We start from the raw sequence: 10031 nt of genomic DNA on the forward strand, positions 1-10031 counted from the left end.
GATGCGCGACCGAAAACCTTATGCGATCACTCCATCAACATAACAGTTGCCGGCTCAAGGCCGGGACGACAGCGGAGGTTGGCGATGCGGGCTGGGGTCCATTGAGGCCGGTTGAAATCGCAGCAGCGACGCGCCCCGCTCAATGCAGCTCCACCTTCGCCTTCTTCGCCAGGTGGTCGCCGAGGAATCGCACGTCCCAATTGGTCAGCCGCACGCAGCCATGCGACTCCGACTTGCCGACCTTGGACGGCTCGGCCGTGCCGTGGATGCCGTAGCCGTTGCCGACCGACAGGCCGATCCAATAGGCGCCGACCGGGTTGTTCGGGCCGGGCTTGATGGTGAACGGCTTGCGCGACTTGACGCCCTTGAACTCGTAGTCCGGATTGTAGCGGTAGTTGGGATCGGCATCCCGCGAGGTGACCTTGAAGGTGCCGTCGGGCGTCGGCTTTTCGTCGCTGCCGACCGTGGCGGGAAACACCGCCACCAGCTTGCCGTCGCGGTCGAACGCCTGCACCGTGCCGGCGTCCTTGCTGATGTCGAGCCGCATGATGTCCGGCGCCTTCTCGTCCGGCCTGATCACATTGGCGACGGCGATCTGCTCGCCCTCCTTGTCGAAGCTGGCCTTCGGATTGAGCGCCGACAGCAGCGCCTCGCTCATGTGGAATTTCTCGGCCAGCGCCTCGCGCGGCGAGGTGTAGCCGAGCGCCGGCAGGTCCTTCATGTCCTCCATGTGCTGTGGCAGCTTCTTCAGGAACGGCCCTTTCACATCGTCACGAGTGATCGTGTAGGAGACGATCGCCGGCGCCTGGTCGCCGCGCAGCAGCGCCTCCCACAGCTCGGGCGTCAGCTTCGCATCACCGGCAAGCTCCTTGGCGCGCGCGAACGCGGCGAGCGCCTTGCGCGCATTGTCGCCGAAGCGGCCGTCGATCTCGCCGGGAGAGACATGCGCGCGATCGAGCAGCACCTGGGCGCGGATCGCCACCGGATCCATCTTCTCCTCGGCAGGCGGCCGCTTGCGCAGCTCGGCGCTGTTGACGGCGTCGGCGGTGAGCTCGGCGGAGACCGCAGGCGTGACGACGACGGCGCAGAGCAGAAGCGGTATCCAGAGCCGAAGCATGGTCGTGAGTCCCAGGTGAAAGACGGCTGACATTCGGCAGCGTCAACGTGGACCCGGCCGAGAAGTTCGGCACCATCGGCTGAACGTCGCGGCATCCTGGCGCGACTACCAGGGACGCGGGTCGGCTGGCCCGGCGGCGGCACGTCTGCTATCCCGGCGACAGCCGTGCAATGAATTGGGTTCGCGAGGATCGGTTTCGGATGGGACATGCCGCAATTGCCGCCACGATGCGCCGGATGCCGATGCTCGCCGCCGCCGGCCTGCTGGCGATGATCCAGGCTGCGGCAGCCGATGACGGCGCGCCGAAGGGCGCCGCGGTCAGCGTGCTCAAGGCGACCAAGGCCTGCTTCGACAACACGGTCGAGGTGTCCGGCATGGTGCTGGCGCGCGACGAGACCGCCGTCAGGCCCGATCGTCCCGGCCTGAAGGTCGCGGAGGTGCTGGTCGATGCCGGCGACACCGTCACGGCCGGACAGAACCTGGCGCGGCTGACGCCGCCGGAGGGCGGCACGATCATGATCCAGGCGCCGGTCGCGGGCACCATCCTGTCGTCGAGCGCCACCATCGGGGCGTTCGCCTCCGGTCGCGGCGAGGCGCTGTTCTCGATTCTCGCCCGCAACGAATATGATCTCGTCGGCCTGGTGCCATCAGCCCAGCTCGGCAAGCTCGCGGTCAACCAGACGGCGCGGATCCGCATCGTCGGGGCCGGCGAGGTCGAGGGCAAGATCCGAAGGGTGGCGCCGACCGTCGAGCCGAACAGCCAGCTCGGCCAGGCCTTCATCGGCATCACCGGCACGGCGCGGTTGCTGGTCAATTCGTTCGGCCGCGCCGTGATCAAGATCGGCCAGAGCTGCGGCGTCGCGGTGCCGCTGACCGCCGTGCTGTACGATCCCGACGGCACGGTGGTGCAGGTGGTCCGGGCTCAGCGGATCGAGACCAAGCGGGTCGAGATCGGCCTGATGGCCGGCGGCCAGGTCGAGATCCGCGACGGCCTCGCCGAGGGCGACGTCGTCGTCACCCGCGCCGGCGCGCTGCTGCGCGAGGGCGACCCGGTGCGGCCGGTGATGGCGAGCAATTGAAAGACGCGACGCCGCAGGGGTCTGAGGGGCACGCGGCCCCACCCTCCCCTGGAGGGGGAGGGTCGTCGCGCGGCGCGCCAGCGTCGTGCGGCGGGGTGGGGTGGAGCCAGAGATGACGGCGCAAGTGGAGAGATCACCCCACCCCGCCCCACGGTTCGCTTCGCTCGCCGTGAGGCGACCCTCCCCCTCCAGGGGAGGGTGGGAGGCCGCCGAGAGGGCGGAGCATCTCAGGCGCGGGACAGGCTAAGCTCAGCTGCCGGCGTTCGCGACGTCGGCACTGAAGCGGATGTCCTCGACCAGCGAGGATGACACGGTCGGCACCTGCTCGCCGTCGGAGCTGCGGGCGATGGCGTTGCGGGTCTTGTTGAACACGGTCTCGGCGCTCGGGCTCTTGCCGAGCTGGTTCAGCAGCTCGGTGACCAGCACGCTGTTCTGGCCCTTCGGATCGTCCAGCACCTTGCCCGGCGTCGCCGACGACAGGATCAGGGCGTTGGCCGGCGCATTGATCGGCGCCAGGCCGTGCGAATAGGCGCGGAAGCGGCGCTCATAGGGATTGCGGCGGGCGGCGTCGATCACCACCAGCTTGGCGCGCGCGCCCTGCTCGCGGACGGTATCGAGCAGGCGCTCGATGCTGGTGCCGTCGCGGCGTACGTCGGCTTCCCGCCAGATCTTGGCGTCGACCGGGATCATGTAGCTCTCGCGTCCGGCCTGGATGGCGTAGCCGCCGAAGAACAGCATCACGACCGAGTCGGGCTTGATCCTGGCCTTCAGGCGCTCGACCGCGCGGGCCATGTCGTCCTTGTTGGCATCCTCGACGACATCGACGTCGAAGCCGTCGCGCCGCAGCGCGCCGGTCAGTGCACGGGCATCGTTGATCGGCTGGACGAGTGGCGCGTTGGCGTCGGGATAGTGACCATTGCCGATCACGAGCGCGAGGCGCGCGCCGTTGCCGGTCGCCACGCTGCTCTGCTCGGAGGCCGCGGCCTTGGGCGCCTCGAGCGAACGCTTGTTCAGGGCAGCATGCGCGCCGATCGCGAGCGACACCGTGCAGAGAAGCGCGGCGGCGATCACGGCCGATCGGCGGGAAAGAGAAGGCTGCCTTGCGGTCATCACGTCAATCCTGGTCCGAGCCTGCCCATCGATGCCAAAGGGGTGCACCCTTTGGTCGCGCTGGCGCCTCTGAGGTTTGAGGGGTTGCGAGACGATGTGTCGTCTCAATGCGCGCAAATTGCGGCGCCGCAACGAAGAAAGGCTTAACCCGAACCCGCGTCCCAAGCAACATCGGAACACCATTGACTTTTCAAGCACTTGAAGAGAAACGCAAATTTAACCATGACGGCGATCTCCAAACGGCCCCGGACGGACCGCCGGGAGACCACATTGCCGCCAAATCCGCCTCCCGCGCCGTGACCGCCGTCACGTTGTCTTTGGCCGTCCAGCGTGTCAGTTTGCCCAATGCATGCGCGTGACGCGCCGTTTGCCGGGCGTCTCGAGCAACGCATGCCGCTCGTCCTGCCTTCGACAACCCGCGAGTCCTCGCTTGAGTTTCCAGTATTTCGCCGGCGCGGCCTGTCGCGCACTGACGGCCCGGAAGGATGGGCCCTCGCTGTACGAGGTCTGCGATCCCATCCTGCGCCGGCCCGGCAGCGGCGACCCGCATCTGTCGAAATTCTACCGGACCGCGCTCGGGAACCCGGCGCTGCGCGCATTGCTGCGCCGTGCCGGCCTGCCCGAGTTGAACGATCCCGCTGTTCTCAATGCGCTGCGCGACGCGCTGGTCCTTGCCCGCGACAATCCGACGCCGGACTGGGAGCAGGTCGGCCGCCCCGTCGCCGATCTGGTCGACAGCGTCGCCTTGCACCACCCTGCCCCGCCGCGCCGGACTGCGGCGGCGGCCATGCCGCCGGCCGGCGAGGTCGATCGCGTGATCCGGGCCTGTGGCGCCGATCTGCTCGGCTCGTTCAGCCGCAATGGCTTCATCCCGACCTATGCCGCCTTCAACCTGATCGGCGATCCCGACATGAAGGGCCGCGAGGTCAAGATGGCGCTGCAGGGGCTCGACGCCCGCGGCTACAAGAACTCGACCTTGCTGTTCAACCTCGCCCGCGTCTTCATCGCGCGATCGCCGGCGGCCGCGGTGATCAATCCGCCGTGGCGCGGCATCGCCGAGCCGATGTGGGAGCCGGTGCAGATCCGCCACCGCTCGGCCTATTACGACGCGTTCTTCACCGAGGCGCTGCTGAGTTATCTGGAGACGGGCCTCGCGTCATCGGAGCAGACAAGCGCGGCGCGCAGCGCCATCGCCGCCATGGTCGAGTTCTGCCTGACCATCAGCCGCGAGGAGGTGCGCGGCGCCGACGGCAAGAGCTACAATGTCGTCACCGCGCTGGCGCCGCCGCCGCATCCGCGCTTCTCGCGCTTCTTCACCCAGATCAAGCAGGACCTCGGCTTCGGCGTCTACGTGCCGGATTGCGACACCACGGCGTGCTCGTTCTCGGCGGCGACGCAGGCCGGCTCGGACGATCCGATGTTGAGCCAGCCGCTGCTGGATTTCTATGCGGGCTACCAGGTGCGCGCCGGCGGCAACGAGCCGCGCGTGACGGTGCCGATCAACGACAACATCGACTATGAGGGCGGTGTCGCGACCTGGATCGACAGCCTGGCCGGCGAGCGGCCCTACGGCAATGATCTCGATCCGACGTTGAACCTCGACGTGCTCGAGGTATCGTTCCGCAATCTCGGGCGCTGGCAGATCCTGGAGACGCAAGCCCGGCTCGACGTCGTCAGGCGGATTGTCGGCTTCCAGCAGCGGCTGGTGCTGAGCGGCGCCTTCGCCGACCCCCGCTCGCACATCTATTATCTGCCGGAGCTGTACTGCGCCTATTTCGGCCGCTGCTACCACGCCTTCATGGCGCTGCCGCCGGCGGCGCGGCAGGCGATCGATCCCGACGGCGCGTTCGAGCTCATTCGCCTGCGCGTGCTGGCCTATGTCGAGGACGAGCTGGTCGGCCGCGAGATGAACCCGTTCGACGCCGCGCTGGCGCTGATCGCGCTCGGCCATCTCGGCGGCGCTGCGGCGAGCTTCGCGCCCGCAGTGCATTGCATCGTGACGTCGTTCGGCGAGGGTGGCCGGCGGCATCCGTACCGCGCCTATGAGTGGAACAAGATGAAGACCCCGACCCGGATCCTGGTCGGCGGCCCCGAGGTGACATCTGCCTTCGTGCTGATGGGCCTGGCGCTGGCGCGGCGGGTCGTCGTGCGGTGAGGGAGTGATGGCGGTCGGCTCCCCTCCCCCTTGCGGGAAAGGGAGCGCACTGCCGTCGAGGTGATAGCTCGAGTCGCCCTTCTCTCAGCCCGCCATCGCGCGAAGTTGAGCGGCTCAGCCAATCACGGCGCTGGAACCGCGGGCCGATCCGCCGCACAATTGCTCCAGCCTTCCCATCCCCAAGGACGACCCGCGCCCGTTGATGTCGATGAAACCAGCTTTGCTTGCGCTCCTCCTGCTGCTGCCCTCCGTCGCGTCCGCGGCCGACATCACCGGGATTCCCAAGATCCGTGAGGCCGATGGGATCACGATCGGGACCACCCGCATCCGGCTCGGCGGCATCGACGCGCCCTCCGTGGACCAGCTCTGCCTCAACAAGAACGGCGAGCGCTGGACCTGCGGCGTGGCGGCGCGTGACGAGCTGATCAAGTACGTCGACGGCAAGAGCTGGACCTGCCATCCGCGCTCGATCGACCGCCGCGGCCGCCAGGTCGCGCGCTGCGACGTCGATGGCGAGGACATCCAGAAATGGCTGGTGCGCAGCGGCTGGGCGCTGGCCTATCGCACCCTCTCGCATGACTACGAGCCCGACGAGGCGGAGGCGCGCGCAGCCAAGGCCGGCATGTGGCAGGGCGCGTTCATCGCGCCATGGGACTGGCGCGTGCGCAACAAGAAGACTGCGATCCTCGGGGCCACCAACCCGCCGGAGGGCGCGCGCAAAATCCTGCTCGCCTCGGCCTCGGGCCCGGTCGCGCCCTCGCCGGACTGCACCATCAAGGGCAATGTCAACGGCGCCGGCGAGTGCATCTATCACACGCCGCAGAGCCGCTGGTACGCGCAGATCAAGATGCACGTCGCCAAGGGCACCCGCTGGTTCTGCTCGGTCGAGGAGGCCGAGGCCGCCGGCTGCCGCGAAACGAGGCGCTGACGGCCCGACCCGCCGGCCTGCCGGGGCATGCCAGCCCCCCGGCTTCTCCGGCTTTTCTTAATGCGCCGCGCCACGTAAAACGACCATGGGCCGGCCGTGTGCGAGAGCCCGTCACCACCCTCAACCGCCAAACCACATCGCCGAGGACACTGACAATGACCGTTCGCGCGGGCCGGGAGTTTCTGGCCATCCCGGGACCCACCACGATGCCCGACGAGGTGCTGCAGGCGATGCACCGCCCCGCGCTCGACATCTACTCCAAGCAGATGGTCGAGCTGACCGACGGCATCATGTCCGATCTCGGCAGGCTATTCGCCACCAAGGGCAAGACCTACATCTACATCGCCAACGGTCACGGCGCCTGGGAGGCGGTGCTCTCCAACGTGCTGGCGCGCGGCGACAAGGTGCTGGTGCTGGAGAGCGGCCGCTTCGCGATCGGCTGGGGCAATGCCGCGCGCGCGATGGGCGCCGAGGTCGAAGTGCTCCGCGGCGACTGGCGCCGCGCGGTGCGGCCGGCCGAGGTCGAGGCGCGGCTGCGCGCCGACAAGGAGCACAGCATCAAGGCGATCGTGGTGGCGCAGATCGATACGGCGTCCGGCGTCGTCAACGACGTCGAGGCGATCGGCCGCGCCATCAAGGCCGCGGGCCACCCGGCACTCTACATGGTCGACACCGTGGCCTCGCTCGGCTGCATGCCGTTCGAGATGGATGCCTGGGGCATCGACGTCGCGATGTCCGGCTCGCAGAAAGGCCTGATGACGCCGCCGGGTCTCGGCTTCGTCGCCGCCAATGACCGCGCACTCGAGGCGCACAAGCGCGCCAACATGCGCACGCCCTATTGGGACTGGAGCGAGCGCGAGGGCACCGAGCACTATCGCAAATATGGCGGCACCGCGCCGGTGCATCTGCTGTTCGCACTGCGCCAGGCCATGGACATGCTGTTCGCCGAAGGGCTGCCGCACGCCTTCCGCCGCCATGAGCTGTTGGCCGAGGCCGTACGCCGCGCGGTGGCGAAGTGGAGCGAGGGCCAGGTGATCGGCTTCAACATCGCAGACGCCGCCGAGCGCTCCAACACCGTGACCACTGTGCTGGTCGGCGAAGGTTATGATCCGGCCGTGTTGCAGACCTACTGCAAGGAGCAGTGCGGCGTCGTGCTCGGCACCGGGATCGGCGATCTCCAGGGCCAGGCGTTCCGCATCGCCCATATGGGCCATGTCAACGCGCCGATGGTGCTGGGCACGCTCGGCGTGATCGAAATGGCGCTGGTGGCGTTGAAGATTCCGCACGGCCGCGGCGGCCTCGACGCCGCGATCCAATGGCTCGGCGAGAGCGTGACCCCGTAAAGGACGACATGACCGACTTGAGCACCAAGGCGCCGGTGGCGCCGCGCCATCCGCACAGCTTCACCCGTCACGGCATCACCGTAAGCGACGACTATGCGTGGCTGAAAGACGCGCGGTGGCAGGAGGTGCTGCACGATCCGTCGCTGCTGGATGCTGATATCCGCGCCTATCTCGAGGCCGAGAACGCCTATGCGGAATCCGTGCTCGGCCACACCTCACCGCTGCAGAAGAAGCTCGTCGCGGAGATGCGCGGCCGCATCAAGGAGGACGATTCCTCGGTGCCGTCGCCGGACGGGCCCTACGCCTATTTCCGCAAGTATCGCGAGGGCGGCCAGCACGAGCTGTTCTGCCGGACGCCGCGCAACGGCGGGGCGGAGACGATCGGGCTCGATGGCGATGCGCTGGCGCGAGGCCACGACTATTTCAAGTTCGGCGGCAGCAGGCATTCGCACGACCACAAGCGCGTCGCCTGGAGCGCCGACACCAAGGGCTCCGAATATTTCACCATCCGCGTCCGCGACTGGGATAGCGGCAACGATCTCGACGACGTGGTCGAGGAGACCGACGGCGGTGTGGTGTGGTCACGCGATTGCACGAGCTTCTTCTACGTCAAGCTCGACGACAATCACCGCCCGATGCAGGTGTGGCGGCATAAGCTCGGCACCAGGCAGGCCGAAGACGCGCTGGTGTACGAGGAGAAGGACACCGGCTGGTTCACCCATGTGCACGAGTCGACGTCGGGCCGGTTCTGCGTCATCGCCGGCGGCGACCACGAGACGTCAGAACAACGTTTGATCGATCTCGATGCTCCCGAGGCGCCGCCACGGCTGGTGGCCGCGCGCGAGAACGGCGTGCAATATTCGATCGCCGACCGCGGCGACGAGCTGTTCATCCTGACCAATGCCGACGGCGCCATCGACTTCAAGATCGTCACCGCGCCGCTGGCCGCGCCCGAGCGCGCCAACTGGCGCGACCTCATTCCGCACCGCGCCGGCATCTACGTGCTCGATCACGATCTCTACACCGGGCACCTGGTGCGGCTGGAGCGCGCCAATGCGCTGCCGTCGATCGTCATCCGCGATCTCGCATCCGGCGAGGAGCACGCGATCGCCTTCGACGAAGGCGCCTATTCGCTCGACGCGATGGGCTCCTACGAGTTCGACACCACCAATCTGCGCTTTGCCTATTCGTCGATGACGACGCCGTCGGAGGTGTGGGACTACGACATGGTGACGCGCGCAAAAACCTTGCGCAAGCGCCAGGAGATTCCGTCCGGGCACAATCCGGCCGACTACGTCACCACGCGCATCATGGCCAAGGCGGAGGACGGCGCCGAGGTGCCGGTGTCGCTGCTGCACCGGCGCGACCTCAGGGCCGATGGCTCAGCGCCGCTGCTGCTCTATGGCTACGGCTCCTATGGCCATGCGATGCCGGCCTCGTTCTCGGCCAACCGGCTGTCGCTGGTCGACCGCGGCTTCGTCTACGCCATCGCCCATATCCGCGGCGGCACCGACAAGGGCTGGGGCTGGTATCTCGACGGCAAGCGCGAGAAGAAGACCAACAGCTTTGACGATTTCGCGGCCTGCGCACGGGCGCTGATCGCGGCGAACTACACCAGCGCCAGGCGCATCGTCGGCCATGGCGGCAGCGCCGGTGGCATGCTGATGGGCGCGGTCGCCAACCGCGCGGGCGAGCTGTTCGCCGGCATCGTCGCCGAGGTGCCGTTCGTCGACGTGCTGAACACGATGCTCGACGATACCCTGCCGCTGACGCCGCCGGAATGGCCCGAATGGGGCAACCCGATCGAGAGCGAAAAGGACTTCCGCACCATCCTGTCCTACTCGCCCTACGACAACGTCGCGGCCAAGGAGTATCCCGCGATCCTCGCGATGGCCGGACTGACCGACCCGCGCGTCACCTATTGGGAGCCTGCAAAGTGGATCGCGCGGCTGCGCGCGACGATGACCGGCGGCGGGCCGGTCCTCCTGCGCACCAACATGGGCGCCGGCCACGGCGGCGCCTCCGGCCGCTTCAACCGGCTGGATGAGGTCGCGATCGTCTACGCGTTCGCGCTATGGGCGGTGGGTCTGGCAGATCGGAGCGTTTGAGCCATGATCGCGCCTGAACACCAATGTCGTCCCTGCGAACGCAGGGACCCATAACCACCGGCGGCAATTGTTGAGCGCGCTGGAGCTACGTCCCTCGTCATCACAACCGCCTGTGGTTATGGGTCCCTGTGTCTGGAAAGTCTGCCATGATGATGGTGGGCGGGAAGCCGTTGGGTCCTTGGCGCTAGACG

Annotated in this window: 7 protein-coding genes; 5 read left to right on the plus strand and 2 right to left on the minus strand. The window is 67.8% G+C overall.

The features are described 5' to 3' along the window. Positions 1 to 139: 139 nt before the first annotated feature. A complete protein-coding gene (locus QW887_RS34640; RefSeq protein WP_316196186.1) occupies positions 140 to 1117 on the minus strand; it encodes a L,D-transpeptidase in 978 nt (325 codons plus the stop codon). Between the two features lie 200 nt (positions 1118 to 1317). Between QW887_RS34640 and QW887_RS34645 the strand changes: the two genes are divergently transcribed. After that, entirely contained in the window at positions 1318 to 2196 is an 879-nt protein-coding gene (locus tag QW887_RS34645) for an efflux RND transporter periplasmic adaptor subunit (RefSeq protein ID WP_315716991.1), read from the plus strand. Positions 2197 to 2445: 249 nt separating this feature from the next. Here the strand turns inward: QW887_RS34645 and QW887_RS34650 are convergent, their stop codons facing one another. Further along, entirely contained in the window at positions 2446 to 3306 is an 861-nt protein-coding gene (locus QW887_RS34650) for a caspase family protein (protein ID WP_315750742.1), read from the minus strand. 430 nt (positions 3307 to 3736) lie between these two features. Between QW887_RS34650 and QW887_RS34655 the strand changes: the two genes are divergently transcribed. The 4 genes from QW887_RS34655 to QW887_RS34670 all read left to right on the plus strand — a co-directional run bounded on the left by QW887_RS34655 (position 3737) and on the right by QW887_RS34670 (position 9840). Next, the gene (locus QW887_RS34655) at positions 3737 to 5461 is read left to right on the plus strand and encodes a hypothetical protein (protein WP_316196188.1); all 1725 of its coding nucleotides are present in this window, start codon (positions 3737 to 3739) and stop codon (positions 5459 to 5461) included. Between the two features lie 202 nt (positions 5462 to 5663). Continuing rightward, positions 5664 to 6389 carry a thermonuclease family protein gene (locus tag QW887_RS34660; RefSeq protein WP_315716988.1) on the plus strand — a complete coding sequence of 242 codons (726 nt, stop codon included), beginning with the start codon at positions 5664 to 5666 and terminating at the stop codon, positions 6387 to 6389. 155 nt (positions 6390 to 6544) lie between these two features. Next, a complete protein-coding gene (locus tag QW887_RS34665; protein WP_315716987.1) occupies positions 6545 to 7732 on the plus strand; it encodes a pyridoxal-phosphate-dependent aminotransferase family protein in 1188 nt (395 codons plus the stop codon). An 8-nt stretch (positions 7733 to 7740) separates the two neighbouring features. Then, positions 7741 to 9840 (plus strand): S9 family peptidase, encoded by a 2100-nt coding sequence (locus tag QW887_RS34670; protein ID WP_315716986.1) that lies wholly within the window; start codon positions 7741 to 7743, stop codon positions 9838 to 9840. Positions 9841 to 10031: the final 191 nt, after the last annotated feature.

It is taken from the genome of Bradyrhizobium sp. SZCCHNRI3052, assembly GCF_032484895.1.
In the GTDB taxonomy this organism is placed as follows: Bacteria; Pseudomonadota; Alphaproteobacteria; order Rhizobiales; family Xanthobacteraceae; genus Bradyrhizobium.